16 protein-coding genes are annotated in these 18,982 nt (G+C 37.8%); 9 read left to right on the top strand and 7 right to left on the bottom strand.

Features of this window, described 5'->3' with window-relative positions:
* The first annotated feature begins 205 nt into the window (after positions 1-205).
* The 5 genes from ACFOWA_RS14370 to ACFOWA_RS14350 all read left to right on the top strand — a co-directional run bounded on the left by ACFOWA_RS14370 (position 206) and on the right by ACFOWA_RS14350 (position 9,948).
* Complete coding sequence (locus ACFOWA_RS14370; RefSeq protein WP_378986299.1) at positions 206-1,921, top strand: DUF6377 domain-containing protein; 1,716 nt, start codon at positions 206-208, stop codon at positions 1,919-1,921.
* A 329-nt stretch (positions 1,922-2,250) separates the two neighbouring features.
* The gene (locus tag ACFOWA_RS14365) at positions 2,251-5,187 is read left to right on the top strand and encodes a SusC/RagA family TonB-linked outer membrane protein (protein ID WP_378986297.1); all 2,937 of its coding nucleotides are present in this window, start codon (positions 2,251-2,253) and stop codon (positions 5,185-5,187) included.
* 4 nt (positions 5,188-5,191) lie between these two features.
* The gene (locus tag ACFOWA_RS14360) at positions 5,192-6,661 is read left to right on the top strand and encodes a RagB/SusD family nutrient uptake outer membrane protein (RefSeq protein WP_378986295.1); all 1,470 of its coding nucleotides are present in this window, start codon (positions 5,192-5,194) and stop codon (positions 6,659-6,661) included.
* A 64-nt stretch (positions 6,662-6,725) separates the two neighbouring features.
* The gene (locus ACFOWA_RS14355; protein WP_378986293.1) at positions 6,726-8,090 is read left to right on the top strand and encodes an alpha-amylase family glycosyl hydrolase; all 1,365 of its coding nucleotides are present in this window, start codon (positions 6,726-6,728) and stop codon (positions 8,088-8,090) included.
* 22 nt (positions 8,091-8,112) lie between these two features.
* Positions 8,113-9,948, top strand: a complete 1,836-nt coding sequence (locus ACFOWA_RS14350) for a glycoside hydrolase family 13 protein (RefSeq protein WP_378986291.1) — start codon at positions 8,113-8,115, stop codon at positions 9,946-9,948.
* Positions 9,949-10,559: 611 nt separating this feature from the next.
* On the opposite strand, the gene ACFOWA_RS14345 is transcribed toward ACFOWA_RS14350, so the two are convergent.
* Positions 10,560-11,120, bottom strand: coding sequence for a hypothetical protein (locus ACFOWA_RS14345; RefSeq protein WP_378986289.1), 561 nt, complete (start codon positions 11,118-11,120; stop codon positions 10,560-10,562).
* Positions 11,121-11,914: 794 nt separating this feature from the next.
* Here ACFOWA_RS14345 and ACFOWA_RS14340 point away from each other — a divergent pair.
* The 4 genes from ACFOWA_RS14340 (at position 11,915) to ACFOWA_RS14325 (ending at position 14,108) form a co-directional block, all read left to right on the top strand.
* Positions 11,915-12,727, top strand: coding sequence for an AraC family transcriptional regulator (locus ACFOWA_RS14340; RefSeq protein WP_378986287.1), 813 nt, complete (start codon positions 11,915-11,917; stop codon positions 12,725-12,727).
* 61 nt (positions 12,728-12,788) lie between these two features.
* Complete coding sequence (locus ACFOWA_RS14335) at positions 12,789-13,289, top strand: SgcJ/EcaC family oxidoreductase (RefSeq protein ID WP_378986286.1); 501 nt, start codon at positions 12,789-12,791, stop codon at positions 13,287-13,289.
* Positions 13,290-13,510: 221 nt separating this feature from the next.
* Entirely contained in the window at positions 13,511-13,798 is a 288-nt protein-coding gene (locus ACFOWA_RS14330) for a hypothetical protein (protein ID WP_378986285.1), read from the top strand.
* A 31-nt stretch (positions 13,799-13,829) separates the two neighbouring features.
* Positions 13,830-14,108, top strand: a complete 279-nt coding sequence (locus ACFOWA_RS14325; protein WP_378986283.1) for a DUF427 domain-containing protein — start codon at positions 13,830-13,832, stop codon at positions 14,106-14,108.
* Between the two features lie 70 nt (positions 14,109-14,178).
* Here ACFOWA_RS14325 and ACFOWA_RS14320 read toward each other — a convergent pair whose 3' ends face one another.
* From ACFOWA_RS14320 to ACFOWA_RS14295, 6 genes are all read right to left on the bottom strand, one after another.
* The gene (locus ACFOWA_RS14320; protein WP_378986281.1) at positions 14,179-14,364 is read right to left on the bottom strand and encodes a CsbD family protein; all 186 of its coding nucleotides are present in this window, start codon (positions 14,362-14,364) and stop codon (positions 14,179-14,181) included.
* Between the two features lie 87 nt (positions 14,365-14,451).
* Positions 14,452-14,838 (bottom strand): hypothetical protein, encoded by a 387-nt coding sequence (locus tag ACFOWA_RS14315; RefSeq protein ID WP_378986279.1) that lies wholly within the window; start codon positions 14,836-14,838, stop codon positions 14,452-14,454.
* A 27-nt stretch (positions 14,839-14,865) separates the two neighbouring features.
* Positions 14,866-15,879 carry a hypothetical protein gene (locus ACFOWA_RS14310; RefSeq protein ID WP_378986277.1) on the bottom strand — a complete coding sequence of 338 codons (1,014 nt, stop codon included), beginning with the start codon at positions 15,877-15,879 and terminating at the stop codon, positions 14,866-14,868.
* Between the two features lie 98 nt (positions 15,880-15,977).
* Positions 15,978-16,559, bottom strand: a complete 582-nt coding sequence (locus ACFOWA_RS14305; RefSeq protein WP_378986275.1) for a hypothetical protein — start codon at positions 16,557-16,559, stop codon at positions 15,978-15,980.
* 24 nt (positions 16,560-16,583) lie between these two features.
* Positions 16,584-17,864, bottom strand: a complete 1,281-nt coding sequence (locus tag ACFOWA_RS14300) for an OmpA family protein (RefSeq protein WP_378986273.1) — start codon at positions 17,862-17,864, stop codon at positions 16,584-16,586.
* A gap of 351 nt (positions 17,865-18,215) precedes the next feature.
* Entirely contained in the window at positions 18,216-18,935 is a 720-nt protein-coding gene (locus tag ACFOWA_RS14295; RefSeq protein ID WP_378986271.1) for a LytR/AlgR family response regulator transcription factor, read from the bottom strand.
* Positions 18,936-18,982: the final 47 nt, after the last annotated feature.

The following is an 18,982-nucleotide window of genomic DNA, read 5'->3' as shown; positions in this document are numbered from 1 at the left end:
TTGATTTAGATTTCCATGGCCAAAGTATTGGCTTAAGGCCATTATTTCAATCCTGCGTTCTTTATACTGGATAGTTCGGTTCTGAAACAGGTAAAATTATAGTGATACTAGATGAATTGAAGTCTAAAAATTTATATTTGAATTAACCAGATATAGCTCCAAGATTCTATAATTTCAGTCCCTTATTGCGCTAAAGACTTTATCAATGAAAATTAATTTCAAAAAGCCTGCCTGTTGCAGGTTATGGCTATTTATTACGCTTTTGTTTTTAGTTACTTGGGTTCAGGCTGAAACGCGTTTGGATACCTTAAAATCGCAGTTAAACAGTGTGTTGGCTAGAAAGCCATTTTATGATGGGTTAAAGCAAAAAGAGATATTAAGTCTTATTGAAAAATTTAGACATCAGGAGCTAACCCTAGCTGGTCATTATCGTCTGTACATGGGGCTTTTCGAATCCTATAAGTCTTTCAATAATGATTCGGCATATGTGTATTGTAAAAAAGCAAAGCAATGCGCAGAGTTACTGAAGGATAAAAACAAAGTCAATTATGCCAAAGTAAACTTAAGCTTTGTCTTGATATCATCCGGAATGTTTAAAGAAGGACTTGACACTTTGAAAACAGTTGGTGTAAATTTTCTGGACCAAAAACAACGCTTTGAATATTATTACCTTGCAGCGAGAGCAAATTTTGATCTAACCGACTATAATAAAATTGACTATTACGGGCAACTCTACACCCAACAGGGCTTAAATTATTGCGATTCCATCATAAATAATTACCCAGATAATTCTTCGCAATACCTATCCGGACTTGGCCTTAAGTTACTAAGAAGCAAAAAATATGCTGCCGCGATACCTGCATATCAAAAATTGCTGCAAATGAAAAGCAATTACCGCGACAGTGCCATCAATTACAGCTGTCTCAGCTATTTATATTACAGTATAAATCAACCTGAAAAAGGTTTGGAATACCTATATCAGTCGGCTATAATTGATAATGTTCATTCCATTAAAGAATCCCTGGCACTGTTGAATCTAGCTAAACAAATTTACTTACTGGGCTGGATTAAAGAGGCCTTTAGCTATATACATTATGCCATTGAAGATAATAATTTTTATGGGGCAAAACAACGCAAGGTCGAAATTAGTAATATCTTGCCCATTATCGAGCGGAGCAAAATTGATGATATTGAAAAACAGAAGCGTTCGTTGATAATATATGCTTCCATAATTACGCTTTTGATTATCCTTACAATATATTTTGCTACTACTTATTTCCGCCAACTTAATAAATTACGCAAAGCGGATAAACTCATTATCGAGCAAAACCTGGATTTGAATCAGGCGAATAGCCAGTTGCTGAAGATTAATAAGACGTTGGATGTAGCAAATCAAAGTCTGACCAATATCAATCATAAACTTGATGAGGCAAACTTGATTAAAGAAGAATATATTGGTTATTTTTTTAATGTTAATGCTACATATATCGAAAAAATGGATAAGCTTAAGCGTTCACTTGAGAAAATAATTCACGCTCAGCAATACAGTGAAATCCAGGTTATTCTCAACAGGCTAAACACCAATTCCGAAAGGGAGCACTTTTACAGGAGTTTTGATGAGGTCTTTCTAAAACTTTTCCCTGACTTCATCGCTCAGTTTAATGCTCTTTTTGATTCAGAACATCAAAGTCAACCTGTTCCCGGCCAGTTGCTTAATAACGAAATAAGAATCTTTGCGCTTATCCGTCTAGGTATTGATGAGAATGAGACGATTGCGAAAATATTGAACTACTCTGTTAATACCATTTACACTTATAAAACTAAAGTTAAAAATCGATCTTTAATTCCAAATGATGAGTTTAAAGAAAGAATTCTATCCATCAGGGCCATAAAAATGGAGCTAATAAATGATGTAGTTTGATTAACATTATAGTTAATCTCTGGCATACTATTTTTTTGCTCCTCTAAGCTAGTATCGTTTGCATCCCTCACTAAATTCCTGCTACATCTCACATCAAACCACACTATAAAATGGTTTTGATAGCTATCAATCAACTTCCCTTATTAATATTTGTTTAAGCTAATTTATGTTTCAATGATTTGATTATCAAATACTTAACATATTTAAAGTTAGATTATTTTTAATATTTCATATTTCTTCTATTGCATTTCATTATCAACTGCTATTACTTTGATTTGTGTTCTCTTACCAAAGTTTACATCTAACCAAATAATAACCAGTTAACTATTATGAGAAAAAACTACTTATTTAAGTATGGATTAATTTTGCTTTTTCTGTTCATCGGCCTTACAGGCTATGCGCAGCAAAATGTATTTACCGGCAAAGTCGTAGATGAGCAGAACCAGGCATTGCCCGGGGCATCTGTTCAAATCAAAGGTACTCAGCAAACATCACTAACAAATGATAAAGGGTTATTTACCTTTAACTTAAATCAAAATTCGTTAACGATTCAGATAAGGTTTATAGGTTATGATCCGGCCGAGCGTACCATTTCTCCTTCCAGAGATGTGGTTATTCAGCTTCAGCCTGATGCAAAATCACTCTCTGAAGTGGTAGTTGTCGGCTACGGCACAACCAAAAAATCAGACCTTACCGGTGCGGTAGCCAGTATTGGTGCAAAAGATTTCAATCAAGGTGCGATTACCAGCCCGCTTCAGCAAATTGCTGGAAAAGCAGCAGGGGTAACCATTACGCAAACCGGCAGCGAACCTGGTAGCGCACCCAATATTAGAATTAGAGGAATAACTTCTATTCAGGGTAATAATAATCCATTAGTGGTTATTGATGGTGTGCAGGGCGATGTTGGGTTGTTGAATCAGATTCCTCCAACAGAGATACAAAGTATTGAGGTGCTTAAAGATGCTTCGGCAACGGCAATATATGGCTCCAGAGGTGCATCGGGTGTTTTGATTGTAACGATGAAGAAAAGCCGCTCTGGCACATCAATTGAATATAACGCTAATTCTTCCATTGATGTAGTCACTCGCCAACTTAAAATGCTGACTGCGGAAGAGTGGTCTACCCAAGCTGCAGCCAGAGGGATTCCTGCCAGTTCAAATTTTGGTGCAGATACCGACTGGTTCGGTTTGCTAACCAGAAACGGAACGACACAGAATCATACACTAACACTTGGAGGTGCCCACGATGGCTTCTCTTATCGCGCTTCGCTAGGCATGATTCTGCAAAGGGGTATTGTTATCCGTTCGGATAATCAGCGTTACATCGGCAGGATTGAAGCAACTCAGAAGGCTTTAGATAATAAACTATCCATTACGATGACCCTGAATGGAACCAATTCAGAAAATAATGGTAGCCCAGGTTCTATTGGTAGAGCAGCCTTTACTTCCAACCTGATTTCTAATGCTTACATTTCCAGACCAACCGACCCGGTTTACAGACCAGATGGCAGTTATTTTACTGATCCGAATCTATTCCAGCCGCTAAACGTTTTAGCTGCTGCCAATACCATTATCAGCGAATCAGAAACAAACCGTTTACTAGGTTCAGTTAGGATTAACTATAAAATTTTCGATGGGCTTTCTGCTGAAGCCTTTGGAAGCTGGCAAAAGACTAACGGTACCTCTGGTAACTATACGCCTGCAGTTTCTACAGTAGCAGCCGCGATAGACCAAAAAGGATATGCAAGTGTAAGCAACGGAAATTCAGATTATAAGCTGATGGATTTTCAGTTAAATTACTCTAAAGACTTCGGTAAGCACCATTTTGATGCCGCTGCGGTTTATGAGTGGCAAGCACAAATGGATTCGGGAAGCGGAAGTGCAGCCCGAGGCTTTGTGAATGACCTTGCTACGTACAACAATTTGGGGCTGGGTGATTTTTCAAAAGTTCAGGCTGGAGATTACTCTTCTTACCGGAACCAGCGTCGCACCGTATCGGTTTTAGGTCGCTTCAATTATGCTTTCCTTGACCGGTATTTGCTGACTGCAAATTTTAGGAGAGATGGTGCTACAGTATTTGGAGCAAACCATAAATGGGGAAATTTCCCATCTGCCTCAGTTGCCTGGAAAATTGATCAGGAGCCGTTTATGAAAAACCAGACCATATTCACCACTCTAAAACTTAGGGCAGGTTTTGGAATTACTGGTAATCAGCAGCCATTAAATGTTTTGCAGTCGCTGCAAATTGTACAAGGTTCAGGTACGGTTTATTTTGCAGGTAATGTGCAAACCAATTTTAGAACTACCCAGAATTCTAATGCCGACCTGGAATGGGAACAGAAAAAATCTACAAACATAGGATTGGATTTTGCTTTATTAAAAGGTAGGCTAAGTGGTAGTTTTGATGTGTATAAAAACGTAACCGATAAATTATTATACGCCTACACCGTACCTCAACCACCTTTTCCTACTGGTTCAATTCAGGCCAATGTCGGTAGCATTCAAGGTAGGGGCATCGAAATGGCATTAGGTTATGATTTGATAAGCAATACTTCCACTAGGCTAACCCTGGGCGGAAACCTAACTTTAATGGATTCAAAAGTAAATAACCTGAGCGGTTCTTTAAATGGGGTTCCGCTGATAACCAACAATGTGGGATATGGCGGGCAGAATGCATATCTTGTTGTTGAACAACCCATAGGCGCTTTCTATGTGCTGCAACATCTTGGGGTAGGTGCAAATGGTGCTGAAACCATCGTTGATCAAGATAAAAATGGCAGAATCGATGCCGGAGCTACGAGTCCCGACAGGATTTTTGCCGGGCAGGCACAACCCAAATATACCTTTGCCTTTACGCCGAGTTTTAGTTACAAAAATTTTGATGCTTCCCTTTTAATTCGCGGCTCGGGTGGTAATAAACTTTACAATAGCTTAAGATCCAACCTAAGCTTTTTAGAAAATTTAGGTAAATCAAATTTGCTCGCCAGCGCAATTGAGGATAATATGTTCACATCTGCCTTTCCTTTAGCATCAGATTACTGGCTGGAGGATGGAAAGTTCATCCGTTTTGAAAACCTCAATTTAGGTTACAGGATTCCCACAAGCAAGTCAAAACACATTAGCGCCGTTCGCTTTTCACTAACAGGACAAAATTTATGGCTCATTACAAAATATTCCGGAATCGATCCTGAAGAAACTGGAGGAGACAATGGAATTTATCCAAGGGTTCGCAATTTCGCATTAGGGTTAAACATCATTTTAAAATAACAACATGAAAAAAATTATATTTTACACGCTTGCTGCCGTACTGTTGGCATCAGGCTGTACAAAAGTCGACGAAAATATTTACGATAAGTATACTGCAGATGAATTCTATGCCGATCCTAAAGGTCCAGATATCGCATTAGCAAGCGTTTATGCCCGAATGCCTCAATTCGGTGGAGGAGATAATGGCTATTATGACACCAACAATATGTCTACCGATGAACAGGTCGTCCCACACCGTGTTAGTGGTGACTGGGGCCCTGAGAATGCATACCTTTATACCAGGGCATGGACGCCAACCTTAGGTCAGATTAATACGACCTGGAATGCTTGCTATAATTCGATTTACCTCGCGAATCTGGCAGTAGACCAATTGGTAAAGGCAAATGCGCCGGCAGCAAAGATTTCAGAAGTAAAGATTCTCCGGGCATGGTTTTATTATTTGCTTATTGATGATTTTGGTGACGTACCTTTTTATACCGACAATAACATCACCACTGCGCAACTTAAAACTCAAACCCGCTCTCAGATATTCAATTGGATTGTAACTGAGATTACTTCAAACGCGGATCAGCTGCCAGAGACTAAAGGGGGAATTTTTTATGGCCGTTTTAATAAATGGGCGGCTTATACCTTTTTAGCGAAAATGTATCTGAACGCTGGTGTTTATACCGGAACACCTAAATGGGCAGAATGCCTGTCGGCTTGTGAAAAAGTAGCCAGCGGTGGATACACGCTTCATCCTGGCACAGCAAATGCCTCAAGTCCCTTAGGCAATCGCTATTTTGAACTGTTCGGAGACGTATGCCCTGATGATGAAACCATTCTTGCAATCTGGTTGAAACGTAATGTTATTGGAAATAATGTACTTGCTTTAAGAAGTGTTAATGGCCCAAATGGCCTTGCAATGTTTGGGTTTTCAGGTTGGAATGGAACCATCGTACCGGAGGAAACCTATAATAAATATGCAGCCGAAGATATCAGAAGAAAACAATTTTTAATCGGACCTCAACCTGGAGGAGTAACTTATACACCAAAGGTTAGTTCATTGATTAATCCTGGTGCTGGTATAACTGAAGGGGTTAGGGGAGTTAAATTTTACCCCGTAGCACCAAACGATGGAAGCGGAAGTTCCAATGATTTTCCGATATACCGCTATGCTGATGTTTTGCTCATGATGGCAGAATGCCATTTGCGTTTAGGAAATGCAGCAGCCGCCAAGCCTTTTATTGACCGGGTAAGGCTGAGGGCGGGACTATCGGTACTTCCAGGCAATCCTTCCTTAGAACAAATATATGATGAACGGGGATTCGAATTGAATTGGGAAGGACATAGAAGGCAAGATATGATTCGATTTGGTACCTTCACCCTCGCTCACGGATTTGTTCCAGCAGTTGATTCCCATTGGCAGCTTTTTCCTATACCTACTGCTGCGATGAACGCAAATCCTAATTTAAAACAAAACCCGGGTTATTAATTTCTTTTGCGGTACGGTAGAAGCTTGTACGGCTGTAATTGTTAATTTTATTTATTTTTTATATATGAAGTTCCCTTATTTATTTTCACTTAGCGTATTAACATTGCTCATTATTTTAAAGTCAGATGAGGCAAATGCACAACAAAATTTTACCTATCCAGCTCAATATGGCAAGCCATTTAAAGGTGTGCCGGACAGAAGGGATGTAACCCTCTATCAGGTAAATACCCGGTCTTTTAGCGCATCAGGTAATTTTGCAGGGGTAACAGCGAGATTGGATTCCATAAAATCATTGGGTGTGAACGTAATTTATTTGATGCCCATCTATCCTGTTGGTAAGCTTAAAGGTGCTAATTCTCCCTATGCCACGCAGGATTATGATGCTGTAGGCAAAGAATTTGGTACCCTGGAAGATTTACGGAAATTAGTAGATGGTGCACATAAACGAAATCTTTCTGTTATGCTCGACATCGTGGCCAACCACACTTCTTGGGATCACCACTGGATGAACAAACCTGATTATTATCTTAAGGATAGTTTAGGTCAGATAAAATATCCTGAAACCTGGAAAGATGTTGCTCAATTGGATTTTAAAAACCAGGAGCTTCGCCAATCTTTGATACGCTCAATGAAATCCTGGGTATATAAAGCCAATATAGATGGTTTTCGCTGCGATTACGCCGATGGTCCACCGTTGGATTTCTGGAAGCAAGTGAACGATAGCCTTAAAACCATTAAAACACACAAACTGTTGATGCTTGCCGAGGGTGCCAGTTCTAAATATTTTAGTGCAGGCTTTGATTACAGTTTTGGTTTCAACTATTTCGGTAACCTGAAGGCCATTTACAATAGAAATAAATCCGTTAAATCCATAGATGATTTAAATGTGCGTGACTTCAACGGAGCCGCAGAAGGCCAGGCTGTGGTTAGGTATCTAACCAACCATGATGTAAATGGTTCGGATGGAACGCCACTGGATTTATTTGGTGGACAAAGGGGATCAATGGCTGCTTTTATAGTCATCGCTTACATGAAAGGAATTCCAATGGTTTACAACGGGCAGGAAATTGCTACACCTTTCCGCCTGACTTTTCCCTTTACTGGTCGGAAAATAGATTGGTCTTTAGCTGCTCAAAATCAGAATGTCACTGCCGAATACAAAAAGGTGATTGCTTTTCGTAATAAAAGCCAGGCCATCCGCCGAGGGAGCCTGAAGAGTTTTAGTAGTGATGATGTTTGCGTGTTCACAAAAACAGGAGCAAAGGAACAGGTTTTGGTTTTCTCAAATCTGCGCAATAAGACCCTTAAGTATACCATACCATCTGAACTCAGAGGCCTAAAATGGAAAGATGCCTTTTCCAAAACCGTTTATAATTTACCAGAATCGATCGAGCTTAAACCTTACGAGTATTTGGTTCTGAACAATTAATTTAACATTTATCTTGAAAGTCATGTTTATAAAAAAACAATTTTTAACGTTGTTGCTTTGCTTTATAGCCTTTAGCCAGGCTTTTGCAGCTATAACAATGAATCGGGTTGAGCCGCAAAACTGGTGGACGGGTATGAAAAATACTCAGTTTCAAATCTTACTTTATGGGCCAAATATTAGTGCTGCTACAATAAGCCTGAATTACCCTGGAGTTAAAATTAAAGAGGTTGCGAAGGTTGAAAATCCAAACTATATATTTCTATATCTGGAAGTATCTAAAGCAGCCAAGGCGGGAAGCCTTCCTATTACTTTTAAATCTGGAGCTGAGAAGTTTATCTATCAATATCCGTTATTAAGCCGGACTGAGAAATCTGGCGCAAAGGGATTTGATGCATCAGATGTGCTTTATCTTATTACCCCTGACCGTTTTGTAAACGGAAACCCGGCAAATGATAATTTGGATAGCGTATCGGTAAACCGCGGTAGTCCAAATGCCAGGCATGGTGGCGATTATGCCGGAGTGCTTCAAAAGCTGGATTATATGAGAGATTTAGGGATAAGTACCGTTTGGTTAAATCCCATACAAGAAAATAGAATGCGTGGTGGCTCTTATCATGGTTATGCAATCACAGATTTTTATCAATCTGATCCAAGATTTGGGAGTAATCTGGAGTTTAAGGAATTGACCGAAGCAACTCATAATAAGGGAATGAAAATGGTGATGGACATGGTACTAAACCATTGTGGGAGCAGCCATTGGTGGATGAAAGACTTACCATCCAAGGACTGGATAAACAACGATGGGGTGTTTCTTCAAACCAATCATGCGACAGTTTCTGTGATGGATATACATGCTGCTCCAACTGAGCGAAATACATTTTTGAATGGTTGGTTTACCAGAGGTATGCCAGATCTGAACCAACGCAACCCACACCTGGCAACATATTTAATACAGAATAGTATCTGGTGGATTGAATATGCGAGGATTGATGGCATTCGCCAGGATACGTATTCTTATATGGATTTTGATTTCCTATCCCGTTGGAATAAAGAAGTTTATCAAGAGTATCCTGATTTCAATATCGTAGGAGAAACCTGGTATAATAAAAAAACATCACCTGCGTGGTGGCAGCAAAATTCTGCTTTGAATACAAACAATTCCAGATTAAAAACACCTATGGATTTCTCTCTGACATTCGCCACGCAAAAAGCTTTTGATGGGGGAAGTGATAATGGATATTTAAATGAATTGTTTGAAGACGTTGCTCAGGATTTCGTTTATGCTGATGCCTATAATGTGCTCACCTTCTTAGATAATCATGACTTGGGAAGATTCTCAAGAAAAGAGGATACAGATTTAAAACGCTACAAACAGGGATTGGCTTATTTGCTGACCATGCGTGGAATTCCTCAATTGTATTATGGCACCGAGGTGCTCATGACGGGCACGAAGGAAGAAGGTGATGGTCGATTAAGGGTAGACTTTCCCGGCGGGTGGCCAGGAGATAAAAAAGATGAGTTTATTAAAAGCGGACGTTCTGTTTTGCAAAATGATGCCTGGGATTATTTGCATCAATTATTGCAATGGCGTAAGAATAGTCTGGCCATCACAAAAGGTACTTTAATTCATTATGCTCCAAAAAATGGTACATATGTATACGGAAGGATTCACAAAGAACAGACTGTTATGGTCGTTTTAAACAGTGCGACTAAAGATCAGGATATTACCCTCGAACGCTACAGCGATCTGACTGGAAAATTCACCAAAGGTAAAGATGTATTATCTGGCAAGACTTTTCAACTTAAAGATAAAATTTCCATACCAGCTAAGGGTAATTATATCTTGGAACTGGAGTAATAATTGTTGGGTTGCGCTCAAGATGTTAATGTAGGGATGGGTGGTGTTTGCAAAATTACGTTGCACTCTCCTGTGGAGTTAAGGCTGAATGATCAAACTGCAATTGCACCTATTCAGGGCGGTGATATGCATACCGATACCACTAAAATTATTAATCTTTTTTTAATGGATACCCAAAAGCAAAACTTTGTCTGAGCGGTCACTTATGTTAAATGCAAGACAAAGTAGTTTGCAATAGCATACTTACCTCTGCAATGGCGCAGTTTCTGGTTTCTAGTGAAAAGGGGCGAGAAGAAAGACACCTTTAGGATATGACTTTAATGATCTATATTCGGATAATAGCATTGAGGAGAGTTATCGTACTTATAAATCCTAAAACTAAACTCAGGGAAAATAGAAAGCTCCAGATATCCATGAGGGGCTTTCTATAATAACTAACCTAACTTTAAATACTAACCAAATATTTATACCGCAAAGTACTTCGACGCGGTTGATAAAATGTTAATCTGGGATAAATATGCTGTAATCAACCGTAAAACCTCAAATTAGCTGAAACTGTGCTTCTCGTGTTGATTGCTTGTTCTGAGTGTCAGGAGCTTACTAATGCTAATTCATTTGTATGATCTCTCAAAATAAGCAATACTATCATCGAAGATTCCCTGATAAACATTTCCGCATGAATTAAAGCCATTTGCCTTCAGGAATCTTTGGCTGCTGGGTGTAGCGGTGGTAGAAAAGAGAATTCCTTTATATAAATGAATTTTTTCAAATAGCATTCTTTTTAGATTGGAGCTAATTCCCTTTTCTCGGAATTCTTCCCTTGTAAAGGAATAGCCGATTTCGAGAAAATTATTATGGATGTTTCTAATAATTCCTGCTTTTTCGTGAATGGCCTGAATGTAGGCTTTAGTTGGCTTTTTAATGGCTGATATCCCAATCAGCTTTTTATTGTGATAACAAAAACCAAGGTATTTAGCGCTAAGGATTTTTTCGTGCAGGTTGGTCAGCGAAACCTTATTTCCTTTTTTTAGCAATATATAGAACTGATGAAGCTCGGCGATGGAACAATTTGCAGGTTTTTTAATCTCAAAAATACAATGATTAACAAAACTTGCTTCGATTTGACGATTTCTGTAAGAAATAGCGGGGGCATTAGATGTGTTGTAGTTCATTGGTCTTATCATTAAAGCCTCTTGTTTATAATCCCTTTATCCAGTAGCTTAGATGAGTGTTCATGATATTGAATACTCATCGCTAAATGGTAATGAAAATTTGGGCCAAACCTAACATCTAATATCTTAATTGAATATTGCCTGGAGATTACCAAATTGTTTTTTCTCTGTTAGGCTCATATCTCCAAAAGGTAGCAGCGAAAAAGTTTAATGTACGCGATAGAATATCGTATTTGATGCAGCAGTTTAAATTTGATTAACCTTATTAAAGTAATTTGTCACTCAACGAATCCAAAAAACAACCTTACCTAATCATTGAAATGTGTTATTATCCATGTTTTTTATATTGGCTAACTATGCTTGGATGTCTAATAATAAGCCAAGTTAAATGCAGCTATGATTAGCCGCTGCTATAGGAAATTAGCCATCAATTCGGATAATAATCTGTGTTCAGTTAATCAAGAGATTTATCTCTGTCTTTAATATCACCTTATAAATTCTTCCATTTTAAAAATTAGCATGTTTTTGCAGACTTTTCTTACTTCTCCTGTTTTACCAGTACAGAGGTATTGCTAAAAGTTAATTTACACTCCAAGCGACCCCTATCTGTTTTGCACAGGGATTCACCTCGCCTGATAAATCGTGAAGTGCTTTAACGCTTGTGTCTGGTATACAAGGATTTAATAGAGGCTTATCTAAGAATGGCAATTCTGTTGCGTGTCAACACGACTTACTTATATTAATCTTCGAATGTACCTTTAATTTAAATTTCTGCATATATTCATAGGATGAATATGATTCCATCATTTTTTCCACCTCATCCGGCACTTCAGCATACGGTTAGCCATATCATGGTCGCAGAGGTAAAAAATGAAATCGAATCATTTAGTTTCAGCCCTTTCCCACCAACCCCTCAGCATGCCATTCATTTTTATCCCAGAGACCCGGTTGTATCACGAGATCATGTTGGTCTTCTTCACAAACTCCCATCCAGTGTTATCATCGGTCCACAGGTAAGCCAAGTAAATATTGCAATGGGCATGGAGCACCTTATCGTGTCTGTAGCCTTTATGCCTGGCGGTATGCATAGGTTGCTTGGTATGCCAATGTATGAATTGTATGACCAAGCTTTTGATGCAACCCTGGTATTGGGCTCAGCAATTGCGGAAGTAAATGAGCAGCTTCAAGAAGTTCAGACCCCTCTAGAAATGAAAACAATTGTAGAAAATTTTCTTTTAAAAAAACTCAGTTACGCTCCAGTCTTGCCATGGGAGCATGCGATGCGGGAACAGTTGCAGCGCAGACTATCAATAGAAAACGCGGCTTCGGTTGCCTGCCTTAGCATCAGGCAATTTGAGAGAAGATCGAAAGAGATCATGGGCTATTCTCCCAAAATGTTCTCCAGGCTCGTTCGTTTCTCACAGGCCTATCGATTGAAAGAACAAAATCCCGGTTTGAGTTGGACGAGTATCGCATATTCCAGCGGTTATTATGATCAAATGCATATGATACGTGATTTCAAGGCCTTTACAGATGGGTTACCCCGAGATCTCACCAAACAAATTCTCTTAGCGCCTGCTTTGTTGCAGGAACATTTGCGAATCTAATTTGTCGCATTCGTACTATTTTTGTCTATCTATAGCTTCCTATTTTTGGATAAAAAAAATCATGAAAAAGATCTTTATAATATTAGCATTGGTCTTACCTACGCTATTTGCAGCCGGCCAGCGTAAAAGCGGGGAAGTTAAGGCAATTGAAAAACAAGTTGACGCAATGGTCAACAGTTGGAACAGGCATGACCATAGCGATATGAAAAACTATTGTACTCAAGATTTCAGTTGGGTAAACATTGTAGGTATGTGGTGGAAAAATTTAAAAGAGGTACAATATTCTACACAATTTTACCATACCAATATGTTTAAGCATACCACCATGACAAACAAAGGTGTTTCGGTAAAAATAATTTCCCCAACAACGGCAGTTGTCCATTTCAAGAGTTTTGTCAGTGCATTCAAAACGCCTAACGGGGAAGAAATACCTGGAAGTGATGATATTGCCCTGCTGGTATATGTAAAGCAAAATGGTAAATGGCTACTCACTGCAGGGGAAAATGTGGTGATTGACCCTTTAGCGCAAAAAAATGACCCGGTGTTACATATGAAAAAGTGAAGTGATGAATTATCTTATTTTTTGAATTTATAAGTGAAATGGATAGACAGGTGTTTTAAATTATCTCAATTTAAGATTTTATTATCTCCAAATCATCTTTTCTATTCTTTCAGCGGTGTTAAACTTTACAATTTTGTGTCCAAGCTTGGATAAATCCAAAACATGCTTATATTAGTAGTGTATAATACTACAGCCATATCAGCCAATCTTTTGGTCACTTTATGAAACAGTACTTTCGTCTTAGCGATAAAGCTCAAACTTATTATATCCTTTTTCAGGAAATTGCCGGACTAAATAAGACCATAGAAGGTTGCCGCCATCTTAGTTTTAAAAATGGAAAAATTTATGGTCATAAATTCATATCATTCCTTGCAGATGTTAAAAAAAAGCAAGTTGATGAGTTATACCTGCAGTTATTATCTGAGCTTGCTGTTGTATCGCAATGGAAACTGGAAAATGTAAAAGTATTAGATTATCTCTTGACAAACGTACAGCTTACAGAAGACTGACTTGTTGGGTTAATATTTCAAATTTATAACTATGAAAGCAATCTGGAACAACCAAATTATAGCAGAAAGTGATGATACGATAGTGATTGAAAACAATCATTATTTTCCTGCATCGTCGATAAAAAGAGAATTTTTTCAGGCTTCGAGCAAGCATACTACTTGTCCTTGGAAGGGAGAAGCATCATATTATACTTTGGAAGTTGATGGTGAAAAAAACCAAGATGCTGCCTGGTTTTATCCAAATCCTAAAGAAGCGGCAAAAGAGATTAAAGATTACGTTGCTTTTTGGAGAGGTGTTAAAGTGGAATAATTGAATATTCTGGTAGTATTGAACAAAATACCCCTTAACATTTTTGTTAAGGGGTATTTTCATTTAATGATTATAAAGACTTTAACCAATCTACAACCTGTTCGCGGGTTTTACCGGTTTTTTGTTGCAACTTTCCATAAAGCTCATCTTCTTTTCCGTCTTCGTACTTTAAATCATCGTCTGTTAATTCACCATAAGCCTGTTTAACTTTTCCTTTAAGTTCGTTCCAGGCACCTTTTAATTCTAATTTATCCATTGTTTTCGTTTTTAACTGTTTAATTAATTCTGTTGATTTTTATTTGAATTCGATGATCCCGATTATCATTCGTATTAGGTTTTTTATTTATTGAGGAACTTCTTTCGAAGCATAAATGCTATCCACAACGTAATTGCTATATCCTCTCCATGGCAGACTATGTTTATATTCCTCGTAATGTAGCTCGAAAAACTTTCCACTATTACCCATCATTTTTTTGGCAATTTCTTCCTCTGATACAGAAAATTCAAACTCGTTATTTTGAAGAGTTCCTGTCTGTTTAGAGCGAATTCCACTTTGGATTAGTTTTCCCTCATTGGTTTTAAAAATATAACCTTTCTTTACGATGTAGTTTAATTCACCAGCTTTTACACCTTCTCCAAAAATGAAAAAGTAGTTATAGTAAACCAAACCAATAAGCAGCAGAATACCAGTTATTGAAGCGATGGTTCCGTATTTTTTTCCTGTTGTCATCTTTTTTGTTTTAAGTTGCAGAGGGTGTTAAATCCTTTCTGTTGGTCTGGTTTCAACTAAAGTTAAGCGTTTTTTTGAGGCTATAAGCGCTCCAAAACTTGCGCTAACCGCACCTAAAATCATTCCAATAAAAGAGAAAATAGCAAACTTAGAAAGTGCTGAAGCCATTTCGTCACCAACTTCTCTTGCTTTTTGCTCGGCCTTTACTTTTACTTCTTTTACTTTTTCTTTAGCGGTTTTTAAGGTGCTTACCCAGTTTTCTACAATCTGCTTTGACTCTGCTTCGCTTTTGCCTGTTCTGTTTTTAACGATATTTACCAATGCTTGCTGATCTACGGCATTGAAGGTCGAATCATTTTCAGAAAACAATTTCGAAAACAAGGCATCAATTTTTTGTTGTGCTTCTTGAGGATTTTCTAAAACAGCCTTTCCTGTTGATTCGCTTTGGTTTGTTGCTTTATCAATTTTCTTATCCAAGGCACGTGGTTGCAATTCTTTTTTCTCTGTCTGCTTTAATAATAATTCTGCCTCCTGTTTCATTTTTCCAAAAGTGTTTTTATCAATTCCCAATTGGTCTTTAATAAGATCACCTGCTTCTGGAGCAGCAGCTTTAATTCCATCACCAGCTATAGAGAATCCTTTAGTAATTACTGTACCTACGCCGCCTACAACCTTTCCAACTGATGAAGTGATTAGATACATGTTTAAGAAAGTAAGCAAACACCAGGTAAGCATGCCATGTAAAATCAAATCTATTTTTTGGATATGGTTTGAAAACCATCCGGCCACCCAGCCTCCGGTAAATACCGAAATAAGCATGGTTACAATCCACCATATTAATGCTCCGGCACCAAGTCCGCTAAATGGTTTCGCCTCATCGAGCGGGTTTATGCTGCTAAAACCGATTCCAAGTCCTAAAAAACTAAGAAGAAGTTGTACGGCTATAGCAATAAATACACCTGATATTATTGCGCTCCAGGATATTCGGCTGATAAATCCAATAGTGGATTTATCACTTACTGTATGAATTTTGTGTTCCATGTTATTATAGTGATTGTATGATATTGGGCTAATAATTCGCCTGTTAAAAGAGAAGCTGCTTAATACTTTAATAGCAGAAGGCAGCTTCTTTGGAGTATTTAGTTGTTAACGTCTCTTGTAACCTTATTAGCAGTTCGTTGTCCGGGTAAATAGATTTGAAAACCGAATGAAAGGTTAAGGTTGTTTTGTGTAGTTGAGCTTCCAAAGCCAACTAAACCATTGTACTTCAATAAGGTTTCTAAGCCAATATTTGGTGTAATGAAATATGCAAAACCAGGTCCTACGCTTAAATTAAGTCCGTTGGTGTTGCCACCACCTTTGCTCACATTAACGCCACCAATACCAACTGTTGCTTCTGCGAAGCAACGGCCATGATTAAGAACTTCTACATCTTTGCCAGAGTAATAACGACCTAATGCACCTACACCGTAACTTGTTGTAGTATTAGAATTTTTGGCTGTTTCCAATCCAAAGTTTACATAACCACCAAGTGCTACATTATCCTGAATAAACCATGCGGCTTTTGGTGAAATATCTACACTAAATATTTTTGGGTCATCTAAACCGAGGTTAATGTTGGTTAAGTTTCCGCCTACTAATACGTTACCTTTTTGAATTTGCGCATTTGCGGCTAATATTGTTGTTGCTGATACTATTATTGTTGCTAAAAATTTTCTCATGATTGAAAAGGGATATGGATTAAATTAATATAAAGTAAATTCTACGCGGCGATTTTCTTGGCGTCCTGCCGCAGTTTTGTTTGTTGAAATCGGTTGATCAGGTCCGTATCCGGTCGCTTCAATTCTTGATGAATTAACACCTTGTGAGATTAAATAAGCTTTTACAGATTCGGCTCTATCTTTTGATAAACGCAAGTTTAATTCTCTTCCACCAGTGTTATCTGTATGGCCAGCTAATTTTAAACTGAAGTTTTTCTCGATTAGTAATGCGGCTACTCTATTTAACGTGGTATATGATTTAGAACGGATGGTTGATTTGCCTAAATCAAATTCTAGGTTTGAAATTGCATCTTTAACGATTTTACGATCTGCTTCAGTTACAACAGTTGTTTCTTTAATAACGGTTTGAGTTACTGTTAACGGGCATCCAGAACCATCTACGATTGTTCCTGCAGCGGTACCAGCACACTTGTCAAATTTGTTTGCTACACCATCATTATCATCATCAGCTAAATCTTTAGCATATTGTTCTCTGTCTCTTGCGGCATTTTGCTCAGCAGTTGATAAAGCACGTCTTAATTCAGCACTTTCCTCAGCACTTTGTTTACGTAAATCGGCAATAGCGCTGTAGTTTTGTAATTGAGAATTCTCCTTGTTTCCTAAAGCAAATTCCAATCCTGCGTGTGCATAAGAAAACCTGCTTTCGTTATAGGCATTTTTAACAGTTGGAGATGATTTTATGAAGTTGATATCGTAACCTAAATCAATATTGATTCCTTTGGAAACGCCAAACTTAAATCCAACTCCGGTTGGGATAAACCATCCTTTTCTTTCTGTAAATGAATTAACATTTCCAACTTGCGAATCCGACGACATATAACCTGCACCTGCTTTAACATAGGGAATCAAAACGGCGTTTTCTGTATTGAGGCTAAAGTTTGCAATGTTTAAAACTGCAGTTAATGAACCCGACCAGTTAATGCTGTTGGTTTGTAAAATTGTACTGTTGCTGTTCAATGTCTTAATTTCACCACGTAAGAAATCAGCTTGTAAGCCTAATGCTGGCAAAATTTGTTTTTTAATGAAGGCACCGTAACCAATACTTTTAAATTCATCGGCTTTTACACTTCCTCTGCCTAAAAAAGTATTCTGACTTAATATGCCTCCATGTGCACCTATGCTCCATGTTCTTAATGATTGTTTGCCAAACCTATCTGTAGTAGTAGGTGTTTCTTGCGCAAACATTTGAGTTGATAAGCCTAATAAAGCCATCAACATTGTTGATTTTGTAAATTTGATGTTCATCTTTTCGGTTTTTTGTTTTTTTAGGTTTGCTGCTGGAAGATTTGATAACGTATGAAGTAAATAAATCTTTAATCGATTGAATTAATACTGCAAAGTGTATTTAAGCGTACCAATTTTAGCGTTTGCTATAATGGTTTTCTTAAAATCGTTTTGGAACGAATTTCTGCAATGCTGATGTATAGATATATTTTTCATAGTCATGTTCAAATCTTTTGAAGGCTTGTTGGCCCGCAGTTATAAACACTTCAAAGAAAGATATTTGAAATTTTCTACGAAAACTCGTTCGTCAGAAGACATATCCTGTCCGATAGAAGGTTAAATTTAAACGACGAGAATAAAATGGAATTTGAACTAAAGCCAGGATTTAAAATGCGCTTTAAACGGCGCTCGGTATTGATTGGTTACAGGAATAATTGCTTTTCCTATTTTTACTGTATAATTCTGGATGGCATCTATTTTATCTAACGCCACAATAAAAGACCGATGAATCCGCATAAATCGATCATCTGGCAATATACTTTCCATTGCTTTCATTGTTGATAGCGCTATTATCATCTTTCCACCTTTGGTGTAAACATTAATATAGTCTTTCTGGCTCTCGCCATAAAGAATTTCACTGAAAGGTACTCGAATTAACTCATGCTCTACTTTAAGGAAAATAAATTCTTCTCCTTCACTTTTCTGACTTGTTGGTAGCGAATGGTTCTTAGCTTTAAATGCAGCTTTAAAAAAATCTTCGTAAGTAAAAGGCTTTAAAAGGTAATCTATAGCATCTACTTTATATCCTTCAGAAGCATGATCGCCTGAGCCGCTGATGAAGATTACCCTCGGCATGTCTTTTCCATATTGGTCGTAGAGTGTTTTAGCGAAACTCATCCCATCAATTCTAGGAAGATTAATATCAAGTATGATTAAATCAATACCCGAGGTACCCAAAATGTCGATGGCTTCTGCCGGACTGCTATGTACAGATACTAGATTAAGAAAAGAAGTTTCGCGAACAAATTCACTAACATAATTACTTACCTCCAAATCATCATCGATGATAATACAGTTGAGTTTACTCTTCATACAACTGATGGGTAAATATAATATTAATCAAATTAAACATTTGTTGT

The sequence above is a fragment of the Pedobacter lithocola genome, from assembly GCF_042650845.1.
Classification (GTDB): Bacteria; Bacteroidota; Bacteroidia; order Sphingobacteriales; family Sphingobacteriaceae; genus Pedobacter; species Pedobacter lithocola.
This window is presented reverse-complemented; position numbering and strand designations above follow the sequence as displayed.

Coding starts and splice junctions, on each gene's coding strand:
- ACFOWA_RS14370 (WP_378986299.1), top strand. CDS start 206: ATGAAAATTAATTTCAAAAAGCCTGCCTGTTGCAGGTTATGGCTATTT.
- ACFOWA_RS14365 (WP_378986297.1), top strand. CDS start 2,251: ATGAGAAAAAACTACTTATTTAAGTATGGATTAATTTTGCTTTTTCTG.
- ACFOWA_RS14360 (WP_378986295.1), top strand. CDS start 5,192: ATGAAAAAAATTATATTTTACACGCTTGCTGCCGTACTGTTGGCATCA.
- ACFOWA_RS14355 (WP_378986293.1), top strand. CDS start 6,726: ATGAAGTTCCCTTATTTATTTTCACTTAGCGTATTAACATTGCTCATT.
- ACFOWA_RS14350 (WP_378986291.1), top strand. CDS start 8,113: ATGTTTATAAAAAAACAATTTTTAACGTTGTTGCTTTGCTTTATAGCC.
- ACFOWA_RS14345 (WP_378986289.1), bottom strand. CDS start 11,120: ATGAACTACAACACATCTAATGCCCCCGCTATTTCTTACAGAAATCGT.
- ACFOWA_RS14340 (WP_378986287.1), top strand. CDS start 11,915: ATGATTCCATCATTTTTTCCACCTCATCCGGCACTTCAGCATACGGTT.
- ACFOWA_RS14335 (WP_378986286.1), top strand. CDS start 12,789: ATGAAAAAGATCTTTATAATATTAGCATTGGTCTTACCTACGCTATTT.
- ACFOWA_RS14330 (WP_378986285.1), top strand. CDS start 13,511: ATGAAACAGTACTTTCGTCTTAGCGATAAAGCTCAAACTTATTATATC.
- ACFOWA_RS14325 (WP_378986283.1), top strand. CDS start 13,830: ATGAAAGCAATCTGGAACAACCAAATTATAGCAGAAAGTGATGATACG.
- ACFOWA_RS14320 (WP_378986281.1), bottom strand. CDS start 14,364: ATGGATAAATTAGAATTAAAAGGTGCCTGGAACGAACTTAAAGGAAAA.
- ACFOWA_RS14315 (WP_378986279.1), bottom strand. CDS start 14,838: ATGACAACAGGAAAAAAATACGGAACCATCGCTTCAATAACTGGTATT.
- ACFOWA_RS14310 (WP_378986277.1), bottom strand. CDS start 15,879: ATGGAACACAAAATTCATACAGTAAGTGATAAATCCACTATTGGATTT.
- ACFOWA_RS14305 (WP_378986275.1), bottom strand. CDS start 16,559: ATGAGAAAATTTTTAGCAACAATAATAGTATCAGCAACAACAATATTA.
- ACFOWA_RS14300 (WP_378986273.1), bottom strand. CDS start 17,864: ATGAACATCAAATTTACAAAATCAACAATGTTGATGGCTTTATTAGGC.
- ACFOWA_RS14295 (WP_378986271.1), bottom strand. CDS start 18,935: ATGAAGAGTAAACTCAACTGTATTATCATCGATGATGATTTGGAGGTA.